At 63.8% G+C, this 24,847-nt stretch carries 24 protein-coding genes and 1 pseudogene; 14 read left to right on the plus strand and 11 right to left on the minus strand.

Annotated elements, in window-relative coordinates:
* Positions 1-8: 8 nt before the first annotated feature.
* Genes AX284_RS06370 through AX284_RS06385 form a run of 4 tightly spaced genes read left to right on the plus strand, consistent with a single transcriptional unit; the run spans position 9 to position 4,526 of the window.
* Positions 9-1,004 carry an ABC transporter ATP-binding protein gene (locus AX284_RS06370; protein WP_068384183.1) on the plus strand — a complete coding sequence of 332 codons (996 nt, stop codon included), beginning with the start codon at positions 9-11 and terminating at the stop codon, positions 1,002-1,004.
* Positions 1,001-1,963 (plus strand): ABC transporter ATP-binding protein, encoded by a 963-nt coding sequence (locus AX284_RS06375; RefSeq protein ID WP_068384185.1) that lies wholly within the window; start codon positions 1,001-1,003, stop codon positions 1,961-1,963. The genes AX284_RS06370 and AX284_RS06375 overlap by 4 nt, the downstream gene beginning before the upstream one ends.
* A 14-nt stretch (positions 1,964-1,977) precedes the next feature.
* Entirely contained in the window at positions 1,978-3,372 is a 1,395-nt protein-coding gene (locus AX284_RS06380) for a M20 family metallopeptidase (RefSeq protein WP_068384187.1), read from the plus strand.
* On the plus strand, positions 3,372-4,526 hold the full coding sequence (locus tag AX284_RS06385) for a M20 family metallopeptidase (RefSeq protein WP_068384189.1): 1,155 nt from the start codon (positions 3,372-3,374) through the stop codon (positions 4,524-4,526). The genes AX284_RS06380 and AX284_RS06385 overlap by 1 nt, the downstream gene beginning before the upstream one ends.
* A gap of 180 nt (positions 4,527-4,706) precedes the next feature.
* Here AX284_RS06385 and AX284_RS06390 read toward each other — a convergent pair whose 3' ends face one another.
* Positions 4,707-6,065: a DUF4041 domain-containing protein gene (locus AX284_RS06390; protein WP_068384191.1), complete on the minus strand. Its 1,359-nt coding sequence runs from the start codon at positions 6,063-6,065 to the stop codon at positions 4,707-4,709.
* Between the two features lie 402 nt (positions 6,066-6,467).
* A complete protein-coding gene (locus AX284_RS06395; protein ID WP_064308720.1) occupies positions 6,468-6,938 on the minus strand; it encodes an Lrp/AsnC family transcriptional regulator in 471 nt (156 codons plus the stop codon).
* A gap of 165 nt (positions 6,939-7,103) precedes the next feature.
* Here AX284_RS06395 and AX284_RS06400 point away from each other — a divergent pair, with 165 nt between their 5' ends.
* Both AX284_RS06400 and AX284_RS06405 read left to right on the plus strand, forming a co-directional pair.
* Positions 7,104-8,111 (plus strand): 1-aminocyclopropane-1-carboxylate deaminase, encoded by a 1,008-nt coding sequence (locus AX284_RS06400; RefSeq protein WP_201785584.1) that lies wholly within the window; start codon positions 7,104-7,106, stop codon positions 8,109-8,111.
* Positions 8,112-8,145: 34 nt separating this feature from the next.
* On the plus strand, positions 8,146-8,544 hold the full coding sequence (locus AX284_RS06405) for a hypothetical protein (RefSeq protein WP_064308719.1): 399 nt from the start codon (positions 8,146-8,148) through the stop codon (positions 8,542-8,544).
* Positions 8,545-8,553: 9 nt separating this feature from the next.
* Here the strand turns inward: AX284_RS06405 and AX284_RS06410 are convergent, their stop codons facing one another.
* The 3 genes from AX284_RS06410 to AX284_RS06420 all read right to left on the minus strand — a co-directional run bounded on the left by AX284_RS06410 (position 8,554) and on the right by AX284_RS06420 (position 11,143).
* The gene (locus AX284_RS06410) at positions 8,554-9,840 is read right to left on the minus strand and encodes a HipA domain-containing protein (RefSeq protein WP_064308718.1); all 1,287 of its coding nucleotides are present in this window, start codon (positions 9,838-9,840) and stop codon (positions 8,554-8,556) included.
* Entirely contained in the window at positions 9,837-10,088 is a 252-nt protein-coding gene (locus tag AX284_RS06415; protein ID WP_064308717.1) for a helix-turn-helix domain-containing protein, read from the minus strand. The genes AX284_RS06410 and AX284_RS06415 overlap by 4 nt, the downstream gene beginning before the upstream one ends.
* Before the next feature lie 137 nt (positions 10,089-10,225).
* The gene (locus tag AX284_RS06420) at positions 10,226-11,143 is read right to left on the minus strand and encodes a LysR family transcriptional regulator (protein ID WP_064308716.1); all 918 of its coding nucleotides are present in this window, start codon (positions 11,141-11,143) and stop codon (positions 10,226-10,228) included.
* A gap of 118 nt (positions 11,144-11,261) precedes the next feature.
* Here AX284_RS06420 and AX284_RS06425 point away from each other — a divergent pair, with 118 nt between their 5' ends.
* From AX284_RS06425 to mgrA, 6 genes are all read left to right on the plus strand, one after another.
* Positions 11,262-12,026, plus strand: a complete 765-nt coding sequence (locus tag AX284_RS06425) for a 5-oxoprolinase subunit PxpA (protein WP_064308715.1) — start codon at positions 11,262-11,264, stop codon at positions 12,024-12,026.
* A gap of 93 nt (positions 12,027-12,119) precedes the next feature.
* Positions 12,120-12,371 carry an acetyl-CoA carboxylase gene (locus tag AX284_RS06430; protein ID WP_064308714.1) on the plus strand — a complete coding sequence of 84 codons (252 nt, stop codon included), beginning with the start codon at positions 12,120-12,122 and terminating at the stop codon, positions 12,369-12,371.
* Positions 12,368-13,741, plus strand: a complete 1,374-nt coding sequence (locus AX284_RS06435; protein ID WP_064308713.1) for an acetyl-CoA carboxylase biotin carboxylase subunit — start codon at positions 12,368-12,370, stop codon at positions 13,739-13,741. Before AX284_RS06430 ends, AX284_RS06435 begins: the two co-directional genes overlap by 4 nt.
* Positions 13,738-14,610, plus strand: a complete 873-nt coding sequence (locus AX284_RS06440; RefSeq protein ID WP_064308712.1) for a 5-oxoprolinase subunit B family protein — start codon at positions 13,738-13,740, stop codon at positions 14,608-14,610. The genes AX284_RS06435 and AX284_RS06440 overlap by 4 nt, the downstream gene beginning before the upstream one ends.
* A complete protein-coding gene (locus tag AX284_RS06445; RefSeq protein WP_064308711.1) occupies positions 14,607-15,581 on the plus strand; it encodes a biotin-dependent carboxyltransferase family protein in 975 nt (324 codons plus the stop codon). The genes AX284_RS06440 and AX284_RS06445 overlap by 4 nt, the downstream gene beginning before the upstream one ends.
* Positions 15,582-16,273: 692 nt before the next feature.
* Positions 16,274-17,311 (plus strand): L-glyceraldehyde 3-phosphate reductase, encoded by a 1,038-nt coding sequence (mgrA, locus tag AX284_RS06450; RefSeq protein ID WP_064308710.1) that lies wholly within the window; start codon positions 16,274-16,276, stop codon positions 17,309-17,311.
* Between the two features lie 93 nt (positions 17,312-17,404).
* Here mgrA and AX284_RS06455 read toward each other — a convergent pair whose 3' ends face one another.
* On the minus strand, positions 17,405-18,319 hold the full coding sequence (locus tag AX284_RS06455) for an AraC family transcriptional regulator (RefSeq protein WP_068384194.1): 915 nt from the start codon (positions 18,317-18,319) through the stop codon (positions 17,405-17,407).
* A 248-nt stretch (positions 18,320-18,567) separates the two neighbouring features.
* On the opposite strand from AX284_RS06455, the gene AX284_RS06460 reads away from it, so the two are divergent.
* A complete protein-coding gene (locus AX284_RS06460; protein ID WP_068384195.1) occupies positions 18,568-19,875 on the plus strand; it encodes an ABC transporter substrate-binding protein in 1,308 nt (435 codons plus the stop codon).
* 68 nt (positions 19,876-19,943) lie between these two features.
* The gene (locus AX284_RS06465; RefSeq protein WP_064308708.1) at positions 19,944-20,717 is read left to right on the plus strand and encodes an L-iditol 2-dehydrogenase; all 774 of its coding nucleotides are present in this window, start codon (positions 19,944-19,946) and stop codon (positions 20,715-20,717) included.
* Positions 20,718-20,729: 12 nt separating this feature from the next.
* Here AX284_RS06465 and AX284_RS06470 read toward each other — a convergent pair whose 3' ends face one another.
* From AX284_RS06470 to AX284_RS06490, 5 genes and pseudogenes are all read right to left on the minus strand, one after another.
* A complete protein-coding gene (locus tag AX284_RS06470; protein ID WP_064308707.1) occupies positions 20,730-21,323 on the minus strand; it encodes a DUF1349 domain-containing protein in 594 nt (197 codons plus the stop codon).
* A 79-nt stretch (positions 21,324-21,402) separates the two neighbouring features.
* On the minus strand, positions 21,403-21,894 hold the full coding sequence (locus tag AX284_RS06475) for a DUF2269 family protein (protein ID WP_068384197.1): 492 nt from the start codon (positions 21,892-21,894) through the stop codon (positions 21,403-21,405).
* Entirely contained in the window at positions 21,891-22,991 is a 1,101-nt protein-coding gene (locus tag AX284_RS06480) for a saccharopine dehydrogenase family protein (RefSeq protein WP_068384199.1), read from the minus strand. Before AX284_RS06480 ends, AX284_RS06475 begins: the two co-directional genes overlap by 4 nt.
* A 594-nt stretch (positions 22,992-23,585) precedes the next feature.
* Positions 23,586-24,530 carry a DNA replication terminus site-binding protein gene (locus AX284_RS06485; protein WP_068384201.1) on the minus strand — a complete coding sequence of 315 codons (945 nt, stop codon included), beginning with the start codon at positions 24,528-24,530 and terminating at the stop codon, positions 23,586-23,588.
* Between the two features lie 94 nt (positions 24,531-24,624).
* A pseudogene (locus AX284_RS06490) lies at positions 24,625-24,847 on the minus strand (alkaline phosphatase D family protein); the annotation flags it as partial.

Below are 24,847 nucleotides of genomic sequence, written 5' to 3' on the forward strand. Positions count from 1 at the left end.
GACTGACCATGGCACTGCTCGACGTTAAAGACCTGCGCATCGACATCCCCCTGGGGGACGACACCCTGCACGCCGTGCGCGGCCTGGACCTGCAGGTGGAGCGGGGCGAGATGCTCTGCCTAGTGGGCGAATCCGGCTGCGGCAAGTCGCTCACCTCCCTGGCGCTGATGGATCTGCTGCCGCGCCAGGCCCGGCGCCAGGCGGCGCGGCTGATGCTGGGCGAACACGACCTGCTGACCCTGGGTGAAAGGGGCATGCGCGACCTGCGCGGCAATCGCCTGGCGATGATCTTCCAGGAGCCCATGACCGCCCTCAATCCGGCCTACAGCATCGGTGATCAGCTCGCCGAAGTACTGCGGCGCCACCGCAGGCTGGGCCGCAAGGCCGCCTGGGCACGGGCCGAGGCCATGCTGGAAAAGGTCGGCATCAGCAACGCCGGCGAGCGCCTGCGCCAGTATCCGCACCAGCTCAGCGGCGGGTTGCGGCAACGGGTGATCATCGCCATGGCGCTGCTGTGCGAACCGGACCTCATCATCGCCGACGAGCCCACCACGGCGCTGGACGTCACCATCCAGGCGCAGATCCTGCACCTGTTGCGCGACCTGCAGCGGGAATTCGGCACGGCCATCGTCTTCATCACCCACGACCTGGGGCTGGTGGCGCGCATCGCCGATCGGGTAGCGGTCATGTATGCCGGCCAGATCGTCGAGCAGGCACCGGCCGCCGAGCTGTTCGCCGCCCCCCGACACCCCTATACCCGTGGGCTGCTGGCGAGCATCCCGGTACCGGGCCGGACCCGTCCCGGGCAGCCGCTGGGTGCCATTCCCGGCCTGGTCCCCAGCCTGGTCGGCGAGCAGCACGGCTGTGCCTTTCGCAACAGATGCCCGCAGGCGGTGGCGGCCTGCGCCGACAGCGTGCCCTTGTTGGAGGAGGGCGCGCACCTGGCGCGTTGCCACTTCGCCCTGCCCAGCGAACCCCTGCGCCGGGTCGGAGGTGTGCGATGAGCCGCGAGATCGCCCTGGAACTGTGCGACATCCGCCGCGAATTCACCCTGGGTCGCGGCCTGTTCCGCCCGCCGGCCACCCTCAAGGCGGTGGATGGCATTTCGTTGCGGCTCTATCGCGGCGAGACCTTGGGGCTGGTGGGGGAATCGGGGTGCGGCAAGAGCACCCTGGCCAAGCTGCTGCTGGGGCTGCTGGCGCCCACCAGCGGCGACATCCTGGTAGGCGGCGAGCACCTGCGTGGAGTGGATCGCAAGCGCATGGCCCGGCATATCCAGCCGATCTTCCAGGACCCGTATTCGTCGCTCAATCCGCGCAAGACGGTGCGCGAGATCGTGGCGCTGCCGCTCAAGGTGCATGGCCTGGGCACGCCCGCCGAGCAGCAACGGCGGGTCGCGGAGATGCTCGACGTGGTGGGCTTGCCACGGCGCGCCGCCGACAGCCATCCCGGTCAGCTCAGTGGCGGCCAGCGCCAGCGGGTGGCCATCGCCCGCGCCCTGGTGATGCGCCCGGACGTGCTGATCTGCGACGAACCCACCTCGGCGCTGGACGTCTCCGTGCAGGCGCAGATCCTCAATCTGCTGCTGGAACTCAAGCGTGAATTCGGCCTGACCTATCTGCTCATCAGCCACAACCTGGCGGTGGTGGAGCACCTGGCCGACCGGGTGGCGGTGATGTACCTCGGCAAGATCGTCGAGGAGCGCGAGCGAGCGGCGCTGTTCGCCCAGCCGGCGCATCCCTATACCCGGGCGCTGCTGGATGCGGTGCTCACCCCTGATCCCAGCCTGGGCCTGCCGGCGCTGGGCCTGGGCGGCAGCTTTCCCAATCCCATCTCGCCGCCCAGTGGCTGCGCCTTCCATCCCCGCTGCCCGCGCTGCTTCGGCCCCTGCGCCGAGCGCTATCCGGAACGTGAACCCATCCCCGGCGGCAGCAAGCGCTGCCACCTCCCCGAACCCGCCTGACCCCGGAGTCCGCCATGACCAGCCGTACCCATGCCCTTGAGCTTGCCGCCGCGCACTTCGACAGCGGCGCCTTCCGTGCCCGGCTCGCCACCGCCGTGGCCCATCCCACCGAAAGCCAGGAACCCGAGCGCCAGGCGGAGCTGCAGCGCTACCTGAATGAGTTCATCGCCCCCTATGTGGCCAGTCTCGGCTTCACCAGCCGGCAGCTGGACAATCCGGTCGCCGGCAAGGGACCGTTGCTGATCGCCGAGCGGATCGAGGATCCGGCGTTGCCGACCCTGCTCAGCTATGGCCACGGTGACGTGGTGCGTGGCGATGCCAGCCGCTGGCGCGAAGGCCTTGCGCCCTGGACCCTGGTGGAGCAGGGCGAGCGCTGGTACGGCCGCGGCACCGCCGACAACAAGGGCCAGCACCTGCTCAACCTGGCGGCGCTGGAACAGGTGATCGCCGCCCGCGGCGGACGCCTGGGCTACAACGTCAAGCTGCTGCTGGAGATGGGCGAGGAGATCGGCTCGGTCGGGCTGCGCGCCTTTTGCCAGGAGCAGCGCCAGGCGCTGGCCGCCGATCTGTTCATCGCGTCCGACGGTCCGCGGGTTTCGGCATCCCGGCCAACGCTGTTCCTGGGTGCCCGGGGCACCTTCAATTTCGACCTGCACCTGGAGCTGCGCGATGGCGGCCATCACTCCGGCAACTGGGGCGGACTGCTGGCCAATCCCGGCATCATTCTCGCCCACGCCCTGGCCAGCCTGGTGGATGCCCGGGGCCAGATCCAGGTCGCGGGGCTCAAGCCCACCGAGCTGCCCGCACCGGTGCGCAGGGCGCTGGCCGACATCGAGGTGGGCGGCGCGCCGGGTGATCCGGCCATCGATCCCCTCTGGGGCGAGCCTGGGTTGACCCCAGCCGAACGCGTCTATGGCTGGAACACCTTCGAACTACTGGCCTTCACCACCGGCAATCCCGAGGCACCGGTCAATGCCATTCCTGGTAGTGCCCGTGCCCACTGCCAAATCCGCTTCGTCGCCGGCTGCGACTGCACGACCTTCATCCCGCTGATCGAGGCGCACCTGGCCGAGCAGGGTTTCGCCGCGGTGCGGGTCACCCGTGCCAAAGACGAGATCCTCCACGCCTCGCGCCTGGACCCGGAGAATCCCTGGGTGGACTGGGCCCTGACGTCCCTGACCCACACCCTGGGCGCAAAGCCCGCCTTGCTGCCCAATTTCGGCGGCGGCTTGCCCAATGACATCTTTGCCGACATTCTCGAACTGCCCACCCTCTGGGTACCTCATTCCTATCCCGCCTGCTCCCAGCACGCGCCCAATGAGCATCTCCTGGCCCCGGTCGTGCGGCAGGGGCTGCAACTCATGGCCGGGCTGTTCTGGGACCTGGGCGATCGCTGGAGCCGCAGCTGATGTCCCTTGCCAAGACTACTGCCCTGGAGTGGCTCGCCACCCAGCGCGAGCCGATGACCCGTCTCCTGCAACGCCTGGTCGATACCGATTCCAACAGCTACGACAAGGCCGGCGTGGATGCCGTCGGCGCCGTGCTCACCGCCGCCCTGGACGAAGACGGCATTGAGGTCACCCGGACGCCGGTTACCGACTTCGGTGACGTCCTTGCCGCCCAGGTGGGGCCCGCCACGGGCGCCGCGGTGCTGCTGCTGGGCCATCGCGACACCGTCTTTCCGCCGGGTACCGTGGCCAGCCGCGGCTTCACCCAGGATGCCCGCCAGGCCTATGGTCCCGGTGTCGCGGACATGAAGGGTGGCCTGGTGGCGAGCTGCTTCGCCTTGCGCGCGCTGAAGCGCGCCGGCGAGTTGCCGTTTCCGGTGCGGGTGCTCTACACCGGCGATGAAGAGATCGGCTCCGGCACGGCTCGCCCATACCTGGAAGCGGCGGCCCGCGGCGCCCGGGCCGTGCTCAACTGCGAGCCCGGGCGGGTCAGTGGCAACGTGGTCAAGGCGCGCAAGGGCGGCGCCACCCTGGCCATCAGCGTGAGCGGTCGTGCCGCCCATGCCGGCGTCAGCCACGCCGAGGGCGCCAGCGCCATCCAGGCCCTGGCGCTCAAGGTGGTCAAGCTGCACGCCCTGACCGACTACGAGCGTGGCATCACCACCAATGTCGGTCTCATCGAGGGCGGTACCTCGAGCAATACCGTGGCGCCCAGCGCCACCGCGCGCCTGGACGTGCGCTTCGTCGCCCTGGCCGACTGGCCCGAGCTGCAGAAGCGCATAGAGGCCATCGTCGCCGAGGGAGAGCTGCCGGGAACCCGGGCCAGCGTCATCACCGCCGGCCTGTTCCTACCCATGGAAGAGTACCTGAGCCGTGACCTGCTGGCGCTCTACCAGCGCGAGGCGCAAGCACTCGGCTTCAGCGTGGAGGGGGAGTTCACCGGCGGTTGCGCCGACTCCGGCTTTACCGCCAGCCTGGGTGTGCCCACTCTCTGTGGCCTGGGCCCGATTGGCGGCAAGGTGCATACCGACGCCGAGTTCCTGGTGCTCGACACCCTGGTCCCGCGCACCCAGGCGCTGGTGGCCACCATCCTGGCTCTAGCCGTAAAGGCTTGATCCTCTTGTCGGTTTCCGAAACAGGTGCGACTCCTAGCCGGCGAGGGCCACAAGTGGCGACTTTAGATTTTCGAAACTGCTGCGACTGCCTGCGGAATTTTCCGTGAACAATTTTTAGGGATGGCCTTTAATAGGTGGGAACAGCTCGGAGGCCTGCTATCGACCCATAGCGGGCGCACCTTATCCTCGTGCAGCTATTCGCTCTGCTTGCTGAATAGCCGGCTTAGGAAGAGCCATGCGAAGACTTTCACGGTACTGCTCTGCTGCCGCCTCGTGGGTGACTTCCACAACAGCATCATAATTTTCCCGAATGATTCGCTCGATCTCAGCAATGTCAGCCCGGAAAAATTCTTTACGCCCATTGACCTTGTTGAGCCGGCCTGATGCAAAGTGGTCGTGCAGCTTTGCTTCTAACGCGGGCGCATTATTCGAGAAAACCATGGCATGCACATCGAACCAGAATGGCACTGAGGCGTCACCTAGCTCGTCTACTCGGTCCATAGGTTCCAAACGGCGTGTCATGCCTATCTTGTAAACACCTTCACCGAATGCCCCAAGGTTAGAGATCACATACACATATCCGGCTTTGGCATTCTGCTCGCGATAATCAATGAGCTTTTCCTCGCTCTCTAGCTCGGATCGACTAGCTTCAATTTCGGCTAGCTTTACTAGTAGCGCTGAACGCTCTTCATCCGATTGTGCTTGCTCAAGACGAGCCTGAAGGTCGCGCATAGCAGCCGTAAAGTGCTTCCTCTCCTTAGCAATTTTCTCCCGCGCCGAGCGAATTTCCTGCTCCAGCTTCTGCTGCTCTCGAAGCTCTTCTCGGGCACGTTTTGCCTCTTCCTTTTCTTCTTGTTTCTTGATCTGAAATTCATGGGCAAGATAAAGCTCGTCAAGCTTGAGGTCGAGGTAAATACCAGATATCTCTACACTCATGATCTTGCCGAGCCGATTGCAGGCTTCGAACGATTTGAGGATTCGCTTCTCCCCAAGCTCAACGTTGTCGAATTTCACGTTGGCTACACATGCATCCGCTTCGTTGTTGAAAGAGCGGATCACTAGCTTAATCATGTCGTTCACAAGTTTGCGGCCTTGCGCCTGGCTGTTGTTCACAGTCCATTGCATGTTGCCGGTTGCGGCCTGTGCATTCTTGACCATCACCTTCTGTCTATCGCGGACGCTATCTAAGCGAGCCTTGTACTCTTGGCTAGTGGTTAGCTTGAACCTTGGCTCGTAGAGCGCAAAACTCTCTAGGAGAACTGTCTCCTCCCATATAAGTATCTGCTCTTGCAGATCAGTGGAACGCTGGGCAAGCGCTGCCATCTCCCGTTCTGATCGTTGAGTTTCTTCGCGAACAGCCGCCAGCCTCACCTTCTCTTGCTCAACGAGGTTCTGGACGTTTACTACGTCCATGGCACCTATTTGCGTAATTAGCGCCTGTAACTGCGAACATTTGGCATGAAGCTTCGCGAGCTCAGCTTCTAGGGCCTCCGCACGCTGCCGGTGTGCTGGGCCTTTCCAATAGTCACTAAAAGACATGGAGTCCTTCCTCGCTGTGAGTCGAATTGCATATATCAGAAAGCACGAGAGGTGTGTTCTAACACTCTTTATAGCACCTCAGTTCGAAACTCAAAAAGAACAAGCAATCGCTCTTCCTTCCTGGTGCGACCGAGCGTAACCGGACTGAGATCACACAGCCATCATTAGACCGTAAGAGTAAATAGCGCCTACCGGAGGATCGTTCGCCTAGACCTGGTGTCTTGCCTATCTCAACTCTACCTATGAGGACGCGCTACACAAATGGCTGCTAAGGGTCGATTTCTGTCATTGGCTGATTCCGGTTTAGGTATTTCCAAAATGTCGCAACAATTTCGGAAACCGACAGCTATCCTGAACGGGCGCCGCTCGGCACCTGTCCCTGCCTAAGCGCCACCCGCCGAATCAGATAGGCAACAACCCCTCGGTCTTGACTTCGTTCAGCACGAAAAAGGTGCGCACCTGGCGCACGCCGGGCAGGGCGATCAGCCGCTCGCTGTGCAGGCGATTGAAGGCGGCGATGTCCTTGACCCTGAGCTTGATGAAGTAGTCGACGTCGCCGGCCACCAGGTAGCACTCCAACACCGGGGGCAGGGCGCGGGCGGCCGCTTCGAAGGCCTGGAAGGATTCCGGGGTCGATCGGTCCAGCACCACCCCTACCAGTACCGCGGTCTCCCGCTGCACGGCCTTGGGGTCCACATGGGCCCTGACGCCGGTGATGACGCCGCTGTCGAACAGCTTACGCGTGTGATTCCAGCAGGCGCTGGGGCTCAGGGACACTTGGCGGGCCAGCTCGGCATTGCTCAGACGGCCGTCCTGTTGCAGGGCTCTCAGGATCTTGCGTTCGACCGGAGTGAGTTCCGCGCTTTCGCTCATCGAAAGATTCTCCTTTGGAAGAGGATTCTGACTGAAGGGTCTTGTCGTTCAAACACCTAATCCAGAAGAAAAGCAGGTTTTGTGCCGATCATTCGAAAGCACCTTTTCCAGAGCTTTGCCTAGCATGGAAGGCGTTCTCTCATCACTGGAGTCGCTGCTATGTCCCTGGACCTCGAAAAGCGTTTTTCCCGCGTCAAGCTCGGTTATTTCCCGTCGCCCTTGCACAAGCTGGAGCGCATGTCGAAGGACCTCGGTATCGAACTCTGGGCCAAGCGTGACGACGTTTCCTCCGGTCTCGCCTATGGCGGCAACAAGGTGCGCAAGCTGGAATGGCTGGCCGCCGATGCGCTGGCGCAGGGCTGCGACACCCTGGTCTCCATCGGCAACATCCAGTCCAACCACACGCGCCAGGTGGCCGCCGTCGCCGCGGTGCTGGGCATGAAGTGCCGGCTGGTCCAGGAGGAGTGGACCAAGTGGGAAGACCCGGTCTACGACAAGGTCGGCAACATCCTGCTGTCGCGGCTGATGGGTGCCCAGACGCTGCTGGAAGGCGAGGGCTATTCCACCGCGGTGAAGGCCACCTGGGAGCGCGCGCTGGACGAGGTACGGCGTGAAGGCGGCAAGCCCTACGCCATTCCCGCCGGCGCCTCGGACCATCCCCTGGGTGGCCTCGGCTATGCCCATTTCGCCGATGAACTGGCCGGTCAGGAGCGCGAGCAGGGCCTCTTCTTCGATACCGTGGTCACGGCCACCTGTACCGGTTCTACCCAGGGCGGCATGGTGGTAGGCTTTCGCGCCCAGGAGCGGGAACGCCGCCTGATCGGCATCGACACGGCGGCGGACGCCGAGATGACCCGCGCCGCGGTGACCAAGATCGCGCGCAACACCGCCGAGATGATCGGCCTGAAGCAGGAGATCCGCGACGAGGACGTCATCATCGAGCCACGGTTCTGCGGACCGGACTACGGCCTGCCGGATGGCCCCACCGTCGAGGCCATCCGCTACACCGCGCAGATGGAGGGGATGCTCACCGACCCGGTCTACGAGGGCAAATCCATGGCCGGGCTGATCGCCATGGCGCGCAGTGGCGAGATCGCCAAGGGCAGCCGGGTGCTCTATGTTCACCTCGGGGGCGCACCGGCGCTCAACGCCTACCACAACGCCTTCGCCTGAACCCAGGCCACGACCGATCACCAGGAGGTCCCGCATGACGAGCCAATTCTGGACAGCGGTAGACGACCTCCGACCGGCCGTGGCGCTGGTCATCCTGCATGGCGATCTCGAACCCGCGGTAACGGCGGAATTGCGCAGCGGCTTGCCCGGCTGCAGCGACCTCCCGGTGTTGCAGCTGGAGGACGTCGGCGGGCTGCACGATGAGTGGCTCACCCAGGGTCCGCATAGCCGGATCGTACGGCTGTTGTCCCGGCTGGGCGGTGACTGCCTGCTGCTGGCGGTCGAGCCGGCGGGCTCGAAAGAGCTGGAATGGCTGGGATCGGTCGCCGGTCAGCGCCTGCAACAGTTCACGAGCGGCACGCCCACGGGCGAGCTGATCGCCCGCCTGCAACAGCTCAGACGCGAGCAGCTGCTGGCGGTGTTGCCACTTTGAGCGTAGCCGTCAAGCCAGCCGCTCGACCTGTTCGGCGATCAGCGCCCTGATCGCGCGCAGACAGCGCAACTCGCCGGCGAAGACCGCCCGCAGCTCCGGTCGCGCGCCGGCCAGGGCCTGGTTTTCCCGCTCGGTCTGTTCCAGCAACTGCTGAGCCTGCAGGGACAGGCGCTGGCGCAGGCGTTGCAACTGGGCAGCAGCCGGTGAGCGCTTGATACCCAGCACCTCGGCTACATCCAGCAATCGCTCGCGGTCGATGGCCGCCAGCCGGTTTTCACCGAGGATCGGCCAGGCGAGGGTGGTTGCGTCCGGCCAGCGCTGCTGGTCGAAAGCGCGGCTCTCGTATACCGCCGTGCAGAGCAGGTCATAGCAGGGCGCCAGGGCCAGCCCCCGCGGTGAGACCAGAAAGCCCAGATTCTTTAGATGAGCATCCGTATTGCCCACCAGCACGTTGAAGGCCAGCCAGGTGAATAGCCGCGTCCGGGTCACGGCGGGCGCCTCGCACAGCCGGGCCAGTTCGGCCAGGCGCTCCACGCTACCTGCCTGGTACTTGAAATGACGATCCAGACCCAGCACCTGGCAGGCGTCGATGCCGTGGCGCCGTTGCCAGCCGCCCGGGGTACGGACGCGGTCGAAGCGCTCGATCAGATAGACCGGCTCGGGCACGTAGCGGCGTTTGACGGCGGGAACCATCAGCCCGGCCAGACCCGCCAGGCGCATGATGAACCACTCGTTGATCACCGAATGGGCGAAGGCCTCGTGGGGATGGTCCGGCTTGAGGATATGGGTCGAGGGCAGGGCGCCCACGGGTTCCTGCAGCCCCTGCTCATCGAGGATCACCGCCAGCTTGTGCTGGGCGCCGGCCAGCGACATGCGCTTGTGCGCCTCGTGGGTCAGCGGCAACTGCGGCATGGCCTGGATCCGCCGGGAGAGATCGGCATCGCTCAGGGGTCGGCGATCTCCCGGCGGCAGGCGCTGACCTTCGGCGAGCAGGGTAAGGGAGCCGGCGGATTCGGCGCCGTACCAGCTCAGCAGGGCGAAGGCATCGGCGGCATCCAGGCGCGCATCTTGGGCAAGCAGTTGCCGCTGGCCTTCCTCAGGCAGTAGGTTGTCGAAGTACCACTGCACCGGTCGCTGCGAACTGCCATCGATCAGCGGCTCTCGCTGCAAGGGCAATTGCGGACAGAGCCCGAAGGCCTGCCAACCCGGCTCGTACTGGAACGACCAGATACCGTTCTCGTCAGCCAGCCGACCCACCAACTGGTCGTCGATCCAGGCCAGGAGTTCACGCCTCATAGTGTCCGGGTATCCGGCTGGGCTTCCACCTCGGGGGGCAGATCCACGATCAGGCGCACGCCCAGGCCTTCCAACACCTGGAACAGCTTGCCCCATTGGACGGTTTCGCCACCGCGCTCGACCTTGCCGAGAAAGTTTTCACTGACGCCGAGACTGCCGGCGGCATCGTCCTGGCGCAAGGCCTGGGCCTTGCGGGCCTGGCGGACGAGGGCGCCAAGGTCGGCGGCATTCTTGAGTAGCACCTGCATGATTTATCCTCACGAGCGTGAGGATCAGGCTAACGCTAAAGGGATGGCCCGTGCAATCCTCAAGGTCGTGAGGATTTTAGCTATCCAAGCTATTATTCAGATCGAATCCTTTCGATCGTGAGGATTTATATCTACAGTCACCGTCGTGCGCCCAGCTGCTGGGGCGCCAGAAAGGCGCTGTGGAAGTAGCTGCGAAAGGCCTGCATGGCCGGCGTCAGTGGATGCTCCCTGTGCCAGGCCAGCCCCACGCTCATGGGGGTGATGGGCTCCACCAGGGTGCGCGTTTCCAGGCGCTTGCCCTCCAAGGACCAGGGGCGATAGACCAGGTCGGAGAGGATGGCCACGCCGCTGCCGTTGGCCACCATGCTGCGTACGGCCTCCACCGAGCTGGTGCGCAAGCGCACCTGGGGTTCAAGGCCTGACTGGCGCCAATAGCGCATGGCGCTCTGTTCGGCCTCGTCGACGGTGAGCAGTACGTAGGGCTCGCGGGCGACGTCGGCCAAGCTGACGTTGGGTCGATCGCGCAGGGGATGGCCACTGGGCAGCCAGAGTCGGCGTTCGGAATTGAAGAGCGTCTCGGAGACGATGTCCTCGTGGGTCAGGTTGGCGGTCAGCACCACCGCCATGTCGATACGCTTGTCCAGCAGCGCTTCCTCGATGGCCTGGCGCTCCTGCTCGTGCACCGCCACCGTCACCTCGGGATAGAGCTGTGCCAGGCGTTGCAGGTGGTGGGGGAGGAAGTAGCCGATCACCGTGTAGCTGGCGGCAATGCGCAGCTCGCCGCTGGCGCGGTGGTCGGGCAGGGCGCTGCTCAGGGCGTCGTCGACCCCGCGCAGGATGCCGTAGGCATGGTTGAGGAAATGCCGACCGGCGTCGGTCAAGGCCATCCCCTGGGCCGAACGGACGAACAGGCTGGCACCCAGCAGGCCCTCCAGTTCCTGGATGGCGCTGGTCACCGCCGACTGGGAGATGTTCAGGTGGATGGCGGCCTGGGAGATCTGACCCAGTTCGGCGGTCGCGGCAAAGTAGCGCAGTTGACGCAGGGTTAGGGCCATAGGGATCGTCCTGAGGTATCGATTTTTCCGAACGTTGAACCTTGGATAATAAATCTTCCCAAGGGGGCAGGGCAGTCATAAGGTCGAGGACAACGCACCGCTGCCAGGGAATACCGCAATGATCGAGGTGGACTTCAATTCCGACATGGGCGAGGGCCTGGGCGCCTGGACCCTGGGTGACGGCGTGGACGACCAGCTGCTCGATCTGGTCAGCTCGGCCAATATCGCCACTGGCTTCCATGCGGGCGATCCCAGCCTCATGCAGCGCACCGTGCTGCAGGCCAAGGCGCGCAATGTCGCCATCGGCGCCCATCCGGGCTATCGCGATCTGGTGGGCTTCGGGCGCCGCCCGCTGCAGATGCCCGCCGAAGAACTGGTGGCCGATATCGTCTACCAGCTCGGCGCCTTGCGTGAATTCGCCCGCTTGCACGGCTTGCGCCTGCAACACCTCAAGCCCCATGGCGCGCTGTTCATGCACCTGGCACGGGACGAGACGGCGGCCCGCCTGCTGGTGGAGACCCTGCAGCGGCTCGAACCCGAGCTGCTGCTCTATTGCCTGCCCAACTCCGCCACCTGGCGCATCGGTCGCGAGCTGGGTCAGCCCCTGGTACGCGAGTTCTATGCCGACCGGGACTACGACGCCAGCGGCTCCATCGTGCTGGTCCGGCGTGTGGGCGCCCTGGATCCCCAGGCGGTGGCCGAGCGAGTGCTAAGAGCCTGCCAACAGGGGCGGGTCGCCACGGTGGAGGGGGGCGAGGTCGAGGTGACCTTCGAATCCATCTGCCTGCACAGCGATACCCCTGGTGCGCTGGGCCTGGCGCAGGCCATTCGCCAGCGCCTGGACGCCGCCGGCATCGCCGTGCGCGCACCCCGCGCCGACTAGTTCCGCGTTCGATACTGGCGCCCGAGACGCCGGATCCTTCACCTATTAGCTACGCCTGCCTTTCCGACAACATCGCCTAGAAGAGGAATCGTCATGGCCGAACATTCGGTGCTCTCGCCCCTGCCCGGGACGTTCTATCGCAAACCCACACCTGATGCGGCGCCCTATGTGGATGTCGGGGAAACCGTCACCGCCGGTACCGTGATCGGCCTGGTCGAGGTGATGAAGCAATTCTCGGAGGTCCACGCCGAGGTCGCCGGGACCCTCGCGGCCTTCGTGGTCGAAGACGGCGATCCGGTCGAGCCGGGTCAGTTGCTGGCCACCCTGAGCGGAGCCGACTCGTGAGCACGACAGGGGGCGGCATCCGCCGTCTGCTGGTCGCCAATCGTGGCGAGATCGCTGTCCGTATTCTGCGCGCCGCCAAGGCCTTGAACATCGAGACGGTGCTAGCCTGCAGCGAGGCGGACCAGGATTCCCTGGCGGCGCGGCAGGCTGATGCCGTGGTGGTGATCGGCCCAGCGCGGGCGGATCGCAGCTACCTCAACATCGACGCGCTGCTCAGGGCGCTGCACGACAGCGGTGCCGATGCGGTCCATCCCGGCTATGGCTTCCTGGCCGAGAGCGCGGCCTTCGCCGATGCAGTGGAGGAGGCCGGTGCCATCTTCGTCGGCCCCTCGGGTGACATCATTCGCCGCATGGGCGACAAGGCCGAGGCGCGGCGTACCGCCCTGGCGGCTGGCGTGCCGGTGGTGCCTGGCTCCGCCGCCGAACCGGCCGATATAGAAGCGGCCATAGCGGCAGCCGAGACGGTGGGCTATCCGCTGCTGATCAAGGCGTCGGCGGGAGGAGGAGGCCGGGGCATCCGCCTGGCCCGCGATGCCGCCGAACTGGCGCGGGAATTTCCCCTCGCTCAACGTGAAGCCCAGGCCGCCTTTGGCAACGGTGCCCTCTATTTGGAGCGCTTCATCGAGCACGCTCGCCATATAGAGGTACAGATCCTGGGCGATGGCCAGCGCGCGGTGCATCTGTTCGAACGCGAATGCTCGTTACAGCGTCGCCGTCAGAAACTTCTGGAAGAAGCACCATCACCGGTGCTGAGCGCTGCCCAGCGCGAGACCCTCTGCGCCAGCGCGGTCCGTCTGGCCGAAAGTCTCGGCTATCGCGGCGCGGGCACTCTGGAATACCTGTTCGACGAAGCCCGAGGCGAGTTCTTCTTCATCGAGATGAATACCCGCATCCAGGTGGAGCATCCGGTCAGCGAGATGGTCACCGGCATCGACCTGGTCCAGGCCATGCTGTGCATCGCCGGTGGCGAACCCCTGCGGCTGCGCCAGGAAGACATCCATCTGCTGGGCGCGGCCATCGAGCTGAGGCTCAACGCCGAGGACCCGGCGCGCAATTTCTTCCCCAGTCCCGGAACGGTCGAGCAGCTCGCCTGGCCGCGTGGCGCGGGCATCCGCGTCGACAGCCATCTCTATGCCGGCTATCGGGTGCCGCCTTACTACGACTCGCTGCTGGCCAAGCTCATCGCCCATGGCGCCGATCGCACCGAGGCGCTGGCCCGTGCGCGTCAGGCGCTGGACGAGTTGCGCCTTACCGGCATGGCCACCACCGCATCCCTGCATCGACGGCTGCTGGACGAACCCTGGGTGATCGAAGCCTGCTTCGACACCGGTACCCTGGAACACTGGCTGGCCGAGGAGATTCCCGCATGACGACCGCGATCCGCTACAGCTTTGGCGGCGACGAGCACCTGTTCGTCGAATTGTCCGAAAGCATGTCCCTGGAGACCTTTTTCCGTGGCCTGGCCATGACCCGCGCGGTGCAGGCGCTGCAGTTGCCCGGCATCCACGACATCTGCCTGGCCAATGCCTCCTTCCAGATTCGCTTCGATCCCGATGTCCTGCCGCCCGACCGGCTGCTGGCCGCCGTCCAGGGCGTGGAAGACCAGGCGGTGGCCGAGCGCGAACTGGCCACGCGGCTGATCGAGATCCCGGTGCTCTACAACGATCCCTGGACCCACGAGACGCTGATGCGCTTTCGCGATCGCCACCAGGATCCGACCGCCACCGATCTGGAATACGCCGCGCGCATCAACGGCCTGGCCGACGTCGACGCCTTTATCGCGGCCCACAGCGGCGCGCCCTGGTTCGTTTCCATGGTGGGCTTCGTCGCCGGGTTGCCGTTCATGTTCCAGATGGTGGAGCCCGAGCGGCAGCTGCAGGTCCCCAAGTACCTGCGGCCCCGCACCGACACGCCCAAGCAGACCCTCGGCCACGGCGGCTGCTTCGGCTGCATCTATTCGGTACGGGGCGCCGGCGGCTACCAGATGTTCGGTGTGACGCCGGCGCCCATCTACGATCCGGCGCAGCGCCTCGATTATCTGCACGACCACATGGTGTTCTTCCGGCCCGGCGACATCGTCCGTTTCCGCGCCATCGACCGCGCGGAATACGACCGGATGCTGGCAGAGGTAGAGGAGGGTAGCTTCACCCTGAATATCCGTCCGGTGGACTTTTCCCTGGACGCCTTTCTCGACGATCCCCGCGGCTATCCACGCACCCTGATGGAGGAGCCGGCATGATCAAGGTACTCAAACCCGGCCTGGCCACCGCGATCCAGGACCTCGGTCGCGAAGGCTACTATCACCTGGGCATTCCGCCGTCCGGCGCCATGGACAGCTATGCCTTGCGCGCGGCCAATCTGCTGGTGGGCAATGCACCCGGCGCCGCCGCGCTGGAATGCACCTTGCTCGGGCCGGAGCTGCAGTTCGCCGAGGACGCCCTGGTCGCCATGAGCGGCGCGCGCATGACGCCACGCCTGGACGGCGCCGAAATGCCGCTGGACGAGGCCTTCATGGTGCGGGCCGGCCAGGTGCTCAAGTTCGATTACCTCAAGGCCGGTGCCCGCGGCTATCTAGCGGTGGCCGGAGGCTTCGATGTGCCCGAGGTGCTGGGCAGTCGTTCGACCTATACGCTGGGTGGCCTCGGTGGCTTCCAAGGTCGACGTCTTGCCGCGGGAGACGAATTGCCGATCGGAACGCCAGCGGCAGCTGCCAAGCCTGGAACTCGGTTACCGAGCGATCTGGTACCGGCCTGCGGCGGCGAAGTGACCTTGCGTGTCGTACCCGGTCTCTATCATCACCGCCTGACCGCGGACGGGGCCGAAGCCTTTTTCGCCGATACCTGGACGGTGGGCTCCGAAGCTGATCGCATCGGCTATAGATTCAAGGGCGGTCGACCGCTGGCATTCACGCCGCGCGAACAACCCTTTGGTGCCGGCTCGGATCCGTCCAATATCGTCGACAGCTGTTATCCCATCGGATCGATCCAGGTACCGGCGGGCCTCGAACCTATCGTCCTGCACCGAGACGCGGTGTCGGGCGGCGGCTACGCCATGATCGGCACGGTCATCAGCAGCGACCTGGATCTGATCGGCCAGCTGCAGCCGAATCAGAAGGCGCGGTTCGTCGCCGTAACGTTGGAAGATGCATTAGCGGCACGTCGGATCTACCAGAAACGCTTGCAGCGCCTGGAGCAGGCCTTGGCTGGATGACTGGCGACAAGCAGCCAGAACGTTCAACGGTGAGCTGAAAGATCCTGAAGGCGCGGTCGGTAACAGGCGCGTCTTCAGGATCGTCGCTGAACGACCTTTAGCAGAAACGCTGAGCAGCGATGCGTGCGGGTGACACTGGATGCCGGCGAGAAATTGTTCTGCAGCCGTGTACAGGTCCAGCGGTGCAAGCCAAAGACGGTTTTGTTCGCGCAGCGAAGATTCGTCACAAGCAGCAATTGCTGCAGTTAAAAACAAGCTGGTCGACGATGCCAGGGTAGGGAAGTCGAAGCCGAGCCTGGTCTGGCAGTAAGGGAGAAAGGCAGTGGGCTAATTGGATGGCAAAGGGCAATGACCAGCACCTGCCCATATCAAATTTAACATAATATACATTATGCGAAGTTATGGTTATGGAGTGCTGCACCAGGTGTCTGCCTTTTCACGCTGGCGGCTTCCTCCAATTCGCCACGACCTCGCCACGTTGCCTGGCACTACGACTCCAAGGATTCAGATTGCCGCTTACCGTACACCTGCACCGCAAATTCCGCAGCGCCCGTTTGTACAAGACGCCGTCGACAGCTTTAATCGGATGGCGTCCGTTCCCGGAGTTCTTTCCGGTTGTCGCGCCTCTGCCTGTGTCACCGCGCGCGAATGTCCTGGGTTTCCAACACGTATTCCATCCCAAGGAGTTTTGCATGGCTTATCAAGCCGCTTCCGATCGCTATGACCGTATTCCTTACCGCCGCGTGGGTCGCAGCGGTCTCGTGCTGCCGGCGCTTTCGCTGGGCCTGTGGCACAACTTCGGCGACACCACGCCGCTGGATCGTCAACGCGCCTTGCTGCGCACTGCCTTCGATCTGGGCATCAATCACTTCGACCTGGCCAACAATTACGGGCCGCCCTATGGCAGCGCCGAGATCAATTTCGGTCGGCTGCTGCGCGAAGACTTCGCGGCCTACCGCGACGAACTCATCATCTCCAGCAAGGCCGGCTGGGACATGTGGCCCGGACCCTATGGCCAAGGTGGCGGCTCGCGCAAATACGTCCTGGCCAGCCTGGATCAGAGCCTCAAGCGTCTTGGTCTGGATTACGTCGACATCTTCTATTCGCACCGTTTCGACGAGCACACGCCGCTGGAAGAAACCGCCAGTGCCCTGGCCACGGCGGTCCAGCAAGGCAAGGCGCTCTATATCGGCATCAGCTCCTATTCGGGCACCAAGACCCGGGAAATGGCCAAGTTGCTGGCCGACTGGAAGATCCCGCTGCTGATCCACCAGCCGGCCTACAACCTGCTCAATCGTTGGATCGAAAAGGATCTGCTGGATGCGACCGAGGACATCGGCAGTGGCGTGATCGCCTTTACGCCGCTGGCCCAGGGGTTGCTGACCGACAAGTACCTCAATGGCGTTCCGGCCGAGGCGCGGGTCAATCAGCCCGGTGGCCAGTCGCTGCAGCAAGGTCATCTGTCCGACGAGAACCTGGCCCGGGTCCGCGCCCTGGATGCCATCGCCAAGCGCCGCGGCCAGAGCCTGGCGCAGCTGGCCCTGGCCTGGACCTTGCGCGATCCGCGCATCACTAGCGCCCTGATCGGTGCCAGTCGGCCCGAACAGATCGTGGAAAACGTGGCGGCCCTGGACAACCTGAGCTTTACGGCCGAGGAACTGGCCGAGATCGATACCCATGCGGTCGAAGGCGACATCAACCTCTGGGCCAAACCGTCCAGCGCGGAATAAGGCTGTGTTCGGCGTATCTGGCGCTCCGGGGCCAGGTACGCCTCCCTCTATAAAAGCCCGACCGGTCCAGGGCACAACCACCCTCGCCCGCCCTCACCCATTCGGCTGCTGACGCCGGGTCCCGATCTGCTTCTGGCGATACTGACTGGGCGTCTGTCCGGTCTCGTTGCGGAAATGCCGGTTGAAATTGGACAGGTTGGAATAGCCGACCTCGAAACAGATGGCGGCGATGGACAATTCCGCCTGCAGCAGCAGCCGACAGGCTCGCTGGATGCGCAGCTTGCGCGCCAGTTCGATGAAACCGTGGCCGGTGACCTTCTTGAAGAAACGCGAAAACCCCGCCTCGCTCATGCCGACGCGCCTGGCGATCACCGGCAGCCGGATATCCTCGGTGAGTTCGCTCAGCAGATAGTCGAAGGCCTGATGCACCCGGGCGGAACTGCGAGCATTCAGTGCCGGCGCATAACAGGCACTGGCTAGGAGGAGCCTTTCGCTTTCCGGCGCTTGGGACAGCAAGCCCAGCAAGGCGAACAGCCTGAGCAGTCGCTCGGCGCCCTGGGCCTGGCCCATCGCCTCGATCAAGGCCGCCGCCTGCCGGGCCGTGTCGCCGTTGAACTCCAGGCCGCGCCTGGCCTGTTCCAGCAAAGGTAGATAGTCGCCCAGCTCGGGAGCCACGGTGCTCAGCGAGCGCAACAGCTCGCCATTGAACTGGATGACCACATCGCGCCCGGCGAGCACCTCGCCGGGTGGCAGATCGCCGATCCAGTCGTGCGGCAGGTCCGGCCCGATCATGGCCACGTGGCCGGCTGCGAACGGCCCGACATAGTCGCCGGCCAGTAGCCGTCCGCTACCCTGGCGGATCAGATGGATCTCGTACTCGGGATGGTGATTCCAACGCGCCAAGGCATAGGGATAGTCGTGCTCGTACCAGCGAAAACTCTGGTCGGGCGCGGCAAGGATCACTTCCAGCTCTGCCGGTCGCGCCTCGAGGAAGGCGGTCGCCTTCATGATGTACCTCTGCTTGTTCTTGTAGGCCCACACCGGTCGGCCTGGCTATCGATGCTTTTTTGACCTGGTTGCGCTCGGCGATCAAGGTCAAAAATGTATCGGCAACTGGTCAATGCCAGGTTAGCCAGCGGCTTGGCCCTGCTGTTGTAATCCTCTCCAGCGGGCCTGTCGAGATCAGATTTATATCGGCGGCCTGCCATTCATAACAACAACAAGCTGCCCGTCGTGGCAGTCACGGAGAGAAGAAGATGAAGCGCCCTATCGCCTTGCTGCTGTTGGCCGGTCTCGGGTTGACCGGTATTGCCCAGGCCGTCGAATCGGTCACCGTTGCCACCGTCAACAACAGCGACATGGTGCGCATGCAGCGGCTGTCCCAGGTCTTCGAAAAACAGCACCCCGATATCAAGCTCAACTGGGTGGTGCTGGAAGAAAACGTGCTGCGGCAGCGGCTGACCACCGACATCACCACCGGGGGTGGCCAATTCGATGTCCTGACCATCGGCACCTACGAAACCCCGCTCTGGGGGGCCAAGAACTGGCTGGAGCCGCTCGACAACCTGCCTGCCAGCTATGACGTCGAAGACATCTTCCCGGCGGTCCGCCAGGGACTGTCGGTCAACAACCATCTCTATGCCCTGCCGTTCTATGGCGAAAGCACCGTCACCTACTACCGCAAGGACCTGTTCAAGGCCGCCGGCCTGCAGATGCCCGACAAGCCGACCTGGTCGCAACTCGCCGCGTTCGCCAGCCAGCTCAACCAGCCGGACAAGGAGCAATACGGTCTCTGCCTGAGGGGCAAGGCCGGCTGGGGGGAAAACGTCGCGCTGCTCAGCCTGATGGGCAACGCCTTCGGCGCGCGCTGGTTCGACGAGCAATGGCACCCCGAACTGACCAGTCCCGAGTGGACGGCAGCGGCCAACTTCTACGTCGACAACATGAAGAAGTACGGGCCGCCCGGGGCTTCCAGCAACGGTTTCAACGAGAACCTGGCGCTGTTCAACAGCGGCAAGTGCGCGCTCTGGGTGGATGCCAGCGTCGCCGGCTCCTTCACCACCGACAAGGGCCAGAGCAAGGTGGTCGATGAGGTCGGCTTCGCCGCCTCGCCCCACGAGGTCACCGACAAGGGCTCCTCCTGGCTGTACGCCTGGTCGCTGGCGATCCCGGCGAGCGCCAAGCACAAGAAGGCTGCCAAGACCTTCATCACCTGGGCGACCTCCAAGGAATACATCCAGCTGGTGGCCGACCAAGACGGCATCGCCAACGTACCGCCTGGCACGCGCCAGTCCACCTACAGCCCGGCCTACCTGAGCGCTGCGCCTTTCGCCAAGATCACCCTGGAGATGATGCAGCACGCCGACCCGGCTCATCCCTCGGCCAAGCCGGTGCCCTATGTCGGCATCCAGTACGTGACCATTCCCGAGTTCCAGGCCATCGGCACCTCGGTCGGCAAGCTGTTCTCCGCCGCCCTCACCGGCCAGATGAGCGTCGAGCAGGCGCTCGATGCGGCCCAGACCTCGACGACCCGCGAAATGAAACGCGCGGGCTATCTCAAGTAACGACCCTTTACCCAAGACCTGACCGCGCGCTGCACCGCGCGGTCAGTCTCTCGATTGGAGCCAAGACCATGAACAGACTGGAAGGAAAAAGCTCCCTGATCACCGGCGCCGCCCGCGGTATCGGCAAGGCCTTCGCCCAGGCCTACCTCAGGGAAGGCGCGACGGTGGCCATCGCCGACATCAATATCGAACGAGCCCGGGAGACCGCCAACGAACTAGGCGAGCGCGCCTACGCCCTGGCCATGGACGTCACCGACCAGGCGTCCATCGACACGGCCATCACCCAGGTGGTCGCTACCGCCGGCAAGCTCGATATCCTGGTCAACAATGCCGCCCTGTTCGACCTGGCCCCCATCGTCGAGATCTCCCGGGAAAGTTATGACCGGCTGTTCGCCATCAACGTGGCCGGCCCCCTGTTCACCCTGCAGGCCGCTGCCCGGCAGATGATCGCCCAAGGCCACGGCGGCAAGATCATCAACATGGCCAGCCAGGCCGGTCGCCGTGGCGAAGCCCTGGTCGCCGTCTATTGCGCGACCAAGGCCGCGGTCATCAGCCTGACCCAGTCGGCCGGCCTCGACCTCATCAAGCACCGCATCAACGTCAATGCCATCGCCCCCGGCGTGGTCGACGGCGAGCATTGGGAGGGTGTGGACGCCCTCTTCGCCCATTACGAGCAACGGCCGCTGGGCGAGAAGAAGCGCCTGGTCGGCGAAGCCGTACCCTACGGCCGCATGGGAACCGCCGAGGACCTGGTCGGCATGGCGCTGTTCCTGGCGTCCAGTGACAGCGATTTCGTGGTCGCCCAGACCTACAACGTCGACGGCGGCAACTGGATGAGCTGATCTACCCTGCAGTCAGCTCAGGTCATGCAGTTCCTTGACGATCGCCGGCCCGATCTGGAGGTCAGCGAAGCTGACTTCCAGGCCCTCGCGCTGCGGCGAGCAGCAATAGGGCCCGACCTGCAGGTCCGCGCCCTCTTCGCTCGCGAACCGGCACAGCCGCAACAGCGGCCAGGTCAGACCATCCAGGGAATACTGCAGGCGCAGCACCTCGTCATGCAGTGTCATCCGCAGCCAGAAGCCGCGCAACGCATCAGGCATGGGCCCGAGGGCCCAGTCGGAATGCCCCAGGGTGAGGACGCTGCCCAGATGGGCGATACCATCGTTGATCTCGAGCCCCGTCTTGCACCAGCGCGTGCTACCCTGCCGCACCATCAGGCCAGCCTGATCGTACAGCTCAGTGAAGGTCCCGGTGATCCGTACCTGCACGGTGAAATCCGCACCGGCCGCATAACCGCGGAAATGCCCGCTGTCACGCTCGAAGCCGTATTGGGTCTTCTGCCAGAAGTCGGTTCCGCTATCGGTACTGATGTGCAGCAGGCCATCCGTATCGGACCAGCGCGTCGGTTCGTTCAGCCACTGGGCAGGCAAGGTCTTCGCAAGGCTCATGGACAGGTATCCGCGGCTGATGGGCTGCGCACACGATAGATCAAGGACGCGCAACGCGCCAAACTCGGACCGTGAATCCCTAGCGATACAACGCCAGTAGCTGATGGGGATAGAGCTTGGTGACCATCATCAGCAGGATGACGAACATCCCGAGGAAGCCGGCGACACCCATCCAGAACCAGAGTCTGTAAGCTCGCTGAAAATCCGGGCCAAGCGCCTCGCCGCGCTCCGAGGCTTGCCGTGCAAGCTTCAGCATTCGCCCCTGCAGCCAGAGCACCGGTAACCAGAGCGCTCCTACGGCGAAAAATACCAGGAGTGAGCCGAATACCCAGCCGGAGGATGCCGACAATCCCATCAGCGTGACCAATGCGATGCCTGTGCCCAACTGCAGAAAGCCGGCGGGTGTGGTGATCCAGGTATCGAAGAACACCACCATGCGTGCGGCCTGGGCAATGACCTGAGGTATACGACTGCGTGTGGCAGCGATCAGATAAAGGTAGGAGCCCATGCCGAATCCGAACAGGAAAACCGCGGCCAGGATATGCAGGTACTTCAGTACCAGATAGGTCATCGCGACCACTCCGTGACCGTGATGAACGAAGGCCCTATCGCCTCCAGATACTCCTGCAGATCTATTTCGCCCACACAGACGCGAGCGCCTGGCGTGGGCTGGAAGCCTGTTGCCATCTTGCAAGCCAAGGCAATGGCTGCACAGCAGGGTATCTGCGGGCCCTTGTCGTGCGTAGCCAGAAGCTCCCAGCGGTAGCGCGATGGTTGCTCATCTTTGACACCGCCCAGCTCCAGATAGAAGGCGCTTTTACCGTTGCCAAAAGCCTCGAACCGGCGGCCCAGGCGATGCAGCCTGCTGGCGATGCCATCAGGTCGGCTGATAAGTCCACTCCGTATGGCGCGTGCCAACAGATGATTGGCGAAGGTGCCCAGGGCGAGACCTGGACCGGCCTTGAAGCAGACGTCACGAAGACCATAGCGCTCTGGAAATACCGCCATGTCAGGCACATCCACGTTGGCCACGAGACGCCGACCACGCATGCCCGTTATGGATACCCACTCCAGGCCATACCAGCCAGGCACCTGCTCCAGCCGTCCATTGCGTTGCTGGGGAACGAGACGTCCGGCATAGCTGAGTACGCCCTGGACGGTGGAAAGCCCGGGCATCTTGGCAGAGGACGTGATGCCGTAGCGCAGGCTGTGCGCGCAAAAATCGCCACCTGCCTTCGCGAGAAAAGCCTCAATGACGGCGGCGGACAGCGTAGGAACAGAGCTGCAGCCACTGAGCACAGCTACGCCGCGAGACCTTGCGGACTCGTCGAGCTGGGTGATGCCCGCGACGAATTCCCGTGCATCGGATAGATCACAGTAATGCGCGCCCACGGCTATGCAGGCCCTGGCCACCGCATAGTCTTGCCCTTGAAAAGGCCCCGCAGTGTGAATGACGAGTCCGACCTGGAACGCGCTTAGCGCTTTGGCGAAGTCAGTGCCGAGCACATCGCCCTGCCAAAAGCGGGTGCCTAGTTCCTGCGCCAACTGGGCTATCTGCGCTCCGCGCCCTGCGAGCACAAGCTCGATCCCGTCCACTCGCGACAGACGGCGGCTGATGATGGAGCCGAAATTTCCATACGCTCCCACTACCATCACGTTCAAACTCACCAGTACCCGCTCCCCTTTCCAGCCAAGCCGTGTCGTCAGCCTCTCTGGCGACGCCCTTCCTGTGAGCATAGGCCAACAAGGACGGGAGCACCGGCCAAGGGCAACGCTTTCTCAGGACGGGGGGATGGGCTTAAGGCAGGCGGGGCTAGATGTGGCTGCTTGACGTCTTGCAAGTGGTATTGGAGCGTTTTGGCAGGCATGAAAAAAGGGAGCCCTAAGGCTCCCCTGTTCAAGTACGTCTGCTGTCCTCTTGTTCTTGTTGTCGGACGTCAACGTCATCGATCTTTGGTACGCCCCACCAAGGAGGTGGGAAGTGAACAGATTACTTTGGTCGCTCTGGCGAGTTCCAAAATGATCGGTTCGCGAGCCTTGGCCGTCTTGTTCTTGTTGTGGGCGGTTAGCGGCGCATCTTATTGTTCTTGTGCCAGTAATAAAGCACTCGCCGTGCCAACATTCATAAGTCATTGAAATTTCTAGGTTTCATAGATTCGGGCTCGGCGTTCACGCAGTTGTTGCGGAGGATTTCGTTACCTTTTCACTCGGCGGCGAAGGATCTGGTTACGACATTCATCTCCTCGGTAACGCCACTGACCCTCAACGACTGTAGGTCGAGCGCTTGAGGGTCGCCTCGTTGTTGCGCTGGGCGGCGGGACGTTCCGGATTGTCGGTAGGCAGGTAGAGCAGCCGCGTGGCCAGGACCTCGCGACGCGGCTTGATGTCGGGTCGCAGCGCGCCGCGCTGGGTGCGGTCGAAATCGCGCAGATCGACGACCTGCATGCCGTCCTCGGCCGGTACCACGAAGACCGGCAGGTTCGCGTGGATCATGGCGTCATAACGGCTTTCCTCACCGAACCAGAGCATCGCCCGTGGATGCGGGGCGATCTTCTTGTGCCGGACCAGGATGTCGTCATCCGCCATGCGATTGAGCGCCTGATGTTCCTGCCATTCCGGGGTGCGATCCAGGGCGATTCGCTCGCGGTCGGCGCGCGCCATGGCCAGGGTTTTCAGTTGTTCCCGTACCTTGGACACCTTTACCCGCTCTCCTCCGGCGGTATGACCGGCCCAGGTGAAGGTCAGCTGGCGGACCGGATCGGGAAAGCCGTGCACCTTGCGGATCAGCTGCTTGGTATTGAAGGCCCCTCCCAGCGCCTTGCGCATGATGCGCGGTCGCGCCTCGGGCGCCAGTTCCAGCTCCAGACGCGTCTGCTCGATGGCGGCACTGAAGGCCGCCTTGCAGCTATTGATGGCCAGGATCTCCTCCATCAACGGCTCGGCCAGCGCGATATAGCCTGGCAAGCGACTGACGGTGCCTGGTGCCTGCCCTGGCTGCAGGTGGAAAGCCAGCAAGGCGTCGCGGGTGAGCTCCACCGCGGCGCTGCCCTCGAAAGCCTCTGCGGCGATGTGATCCGGCACTCGCTGCTGCGCCAACAAAGGCAGCCGCCAGACCCGGGCAGCCACCACCTTGCCTGGCCAGCGCTCGTTGAAGGTCGCGATGCTCAGCTTGAGGTCTTCGAACGCGTTCTTGATGTCTTCGTGCATGGCCAACTCCAACCTGATAACTACCAGATTGTAGCATTTGCGCGAACTTCGGCTTCTTCTTGATTACTGTGCAGGGGGACTTCCAATAATTAAATCATACTATAGGGGTGGTATTGCTCTGTATAGGCTTTAATTTCTGGGTAAATTGCGGACGGCCATCCTGATCCCTGAGGGTGACCTGCAATTCCGCAGTCTTGCCGTCGATCTCGACCTCGCCGAAGAACTGAAAACCACTAAGGGGGGACGTATTGGCCTGGGGGGGCGCCTTGTGGAACACCACCTCGGGGCCGAAGGTGGCATCCAGCGGGTTGGGACCG

It is taken from the genome of Pseudomonas sp. HUK17 (genome assembly GCF_001566765.1).

Bases quoted from the DNA above. Each gene is read 5' to 3' on its own strand.
- AX284_RS06375 (WP_068384185.1), top strand. From the start codon at position 1,001: ATGAGCCGCGAGATCGCCCTGGAACTGTGCGACATCCGCCGCGAATTC.
- AX284_RS06430 (WP_064308714.1), top strand. From the start codon at position 12,120: ATGGCCGAACATTCGGTGCTCTCGCCCCTGCCCGGGACGTTCTATCGC.
- AX284_RS06380 (WP_068384187.1), top strand. From the start codon at position 1,978: ATGACCAGCCGTACCCATGCCCTTGAGCTTGCCGCCGCGCACTTCGAC.
- AX284_RS06475 (WP_068384197.1), bottom strand. From the start codon at position 21,894: ATGACCTATCTGGTACTGAAGTACCTGCATATCCTGGCCGCGGTTTTC.
- AX284_RS06425 (WP_064308715.1), top strand. From the start codon at position 11,262: ATGATCGAGGTGGACTTCAATTCCGACATGGGCGAGGGCCTGGGCGCC.
- AX284_RS06370 (WP_068384183.1), top strand. From the start codon at position 9: ATGGCACTGCTCGACGTTAAAGACCTGCGCATCGACATCCCCCTGGGG.
- mgrA (WP_064308710.1), top strand. From the start codon at position 16,274: ATGGCTTATCAAGCCGCTTCCGATCGCTATGACCGTATTCCTTACCGC.
- AX284_RS06440 (WP_064308712.1), top strand. From the start codon at position 13,738: ATGACGACCGCGATCCGCTACAGCTTTGGCGGCGACGAGCACCTGTTC.
- AX284_RS06460 (WP_068384195.1), top strand. From the start codon at position 18,568: ATGAAGCGCCCTATCGCCTTGCTGCTGTTGGCCGGTCTCGGGTTGACC.
- AX284_RS06455 (WP_068384194.1), bottom strand. From the start codon at position 18,319: ATGAAGGCGACCGCCTTCCTCGAGGCGCGACCGGCAGAGCTGGAAGTG.
- AX284_RS06415 (WP_064308717.1), bottom strand. From the start codon at position 10,088: ATGCAGGTGCTACTCAAGAATGCCGCCGACCTTGGCGCCCTCGTCCGC.
- AX284_RS06395 (WP_064308720.1), bottom strand. From the start codon at position 6,938: ATGAGCGAAAGCGCGGAACTCACTCCGGTCGAACGCAAGATCCTGAGA.
- AX284_RS06405 (WP_064308719.1), top strand. From the start codon at position 8,146: ATGACGAGCCAATTCTGGACAGCGGTAGACGACCTCCGACCGGCCGTG.
- AX284_RS06470 (WP_064308707.1), bottom strand. From the start codon at position 21,323: ATGAGCCTTGCGAAGACCTTGCCTGCCCAGTGGCTGAACGAACCGACG.
- AX284_RS06485 (WP_068384201.1), bottom strand. From the start codon at position 24,530: ATGCACGAAGACATCAAGAACGCGTTCGAAGACCTCAAGCTGAGCATC.
- AX284_RS06410 (WP_064308718.1), bottom strand. From the start codon at position 9,840: ATGAGGCGTGAACTCCTGGCCTGGATCGACGACCAGTTGGTGGGTCGG.
- AX284_RS06445 (WP_064308711.1), top strand. From the start codon at position 14,607: ATGATCAAGGTACTCAAACCCGGCCTGGCCACCGCGATCCAGGACCTC.
- AX284_RS06420 (WP_064308716.1), bottom strand. From the start codon at position 11,143: ATGGCCCTAACCCTGCGTCAACTGCGCTACTTTGCCGCGACCGCCGAA.
- AX284_RS06385 (WP_068384189.1), top strand. From the start codon at position 3,372: ATGTCCCTTGCCAAGACTACTGCCCTGGAGTGGCTCGCCACCCAGCGC.
- AX284_RS06465 (WP_064308708.1), top strand. From the start codon at position 19,944: ATGAACAGACTGGAAGGAAAAAGCTCCCTGATCACCGGCGCCGCCCGC.
- AX284_RS06390 (WP_068384191.1), bottom strand. From the start codon at position 6,065: ATGTCTTTTAGTGACTATTGGAAAGGCCCAGCACACCGGCAGCGTGCG.